Origin of the sequence: Pediococcus damnosus, from assembly GCF_001437255.1 — a bacterium.
Lineage (GTDB): Bacteria > Bacillota > Bacilli > Lactobacillales > Lactobacillaceae > Pediococcus > Pediococcus damnosus.
In genome coordinates this window covers 1-1,221 of record NZ_JQBD01000163.1, presented here as the reverse complement: position 1 = coordinate 1,221, position 1,221 = coordinate 1, and the positions used below count along the sequence as shown (strand labels likewise).

The 1,221-nt window shown below is 39.9% G+C and carries 1 protein-coding gene; it reads right to left on the bottom strand.

What is annotated here, in order from left to right; all coding sequences use genetic code 11:
• On the bottom strand, window positions 1-796 hold a 796-nt coding region (locus tag IV84_RS10440), incomplete at its 3' end, for a replication initiator protein A (RefSeq protein ID WP_056986626.1).
• Window positions 797-1,221 lie beyond the last annotated feature (425 nt).

Genomic DNA, 1,221 nt, shown 5'->3' with positions numbered 1-1,221 from the left:
GGGTACGGCACCAAAAACTAAGTAGTTGCACAGCTTCGGGTTCTAAGAAAACCGGTAAGCCACTGTCTTCATCAGTTAAGAAGTCATTAGCATGGTTCGCCAAATCCTGGTTTTGCTTTTGAATTTCTGCTGGTGAAAAATGGGCTGTGGAAAAGTCCAACTTTTGAGTATCTATATTGTATCTATTAGTATCTATGTTTTTAGAGTCTTTATATAGATTGACTGTAGAATTTACAGTTCTGCGCGCAGCAAGGGTTTGAGCGTCCTTTTCAACGGTGTCATGCTGAACTGTAGAATTTACAGTTCTGCGCGCAGCAAGGGTTTCAACGGTGTCATGCTGAACTGTAGAATTTACAGTTCTGCGCGCAGCAAGGGTTTCGGGCGTTTCTGACTGTTCACCACGCAAATACACGTCATTTGCTTGTACATCGAGGCCAGCAAGGTAGAGACGATTTGGTAGCTGTTTACCTGCCTTAGGCTGAAAACCCATACGTTTTTGCCGCAGTAGATTAAGCCCCTCTAGTTCTTTTTTGATCTTAATCACGGTCTTTTCGGAAGAGTTGAATAGTTCCATGAGTTCAGCATTCGTATAGACAAAGTAGATGTTGCCGTCTTCGTCCACCCAGTTGTTACGCAAAGAGTACTCTAGCCGGTCTTTTAGTACCATATAGGCTAATTTAGCGTCATTGCTTAAATGCTTGTATTGCTCGCCATACATTAATACCTTAGGAAACTGGAAAAATAAGGCTCCATAAACATTGTCAGCTTGATAAAACTTGAAATTTGTTTGATCCATTATAAAAACTCCCTTTCTATACTCGACCCATGCTGGCTCAAAAGAGAGTTGCTAAAACATCTGACTTGTTTTAAAATACAAATCTGATATGCTCTAACTGAATTACAAAGTATTCATTGGTTGTGACAACTTTGTAATTCACCAGCATGTGTCTGTTTGTGAGTTGCCCAGTCGGCAACTTTTTTAATTTCTAACAACAAAAAATGGACTAAATAGCTTCAGTTAGCTACTTAGTCCATTGACTTCAATTTGTTTTTAACTATCCTTAACTTGTCCTTTGGGACTGGTTTGCGGTATAATTAACCTACAAATTAAGAACAATGTTCAGTCGATTTTCACCGGCAAGTTAAAATCGACTGAATCTAAGTAGCTGTCGTGTAGCTACTTGCTAAACCCAAAATCCCTGATTCCTCGTGAATCGGGGA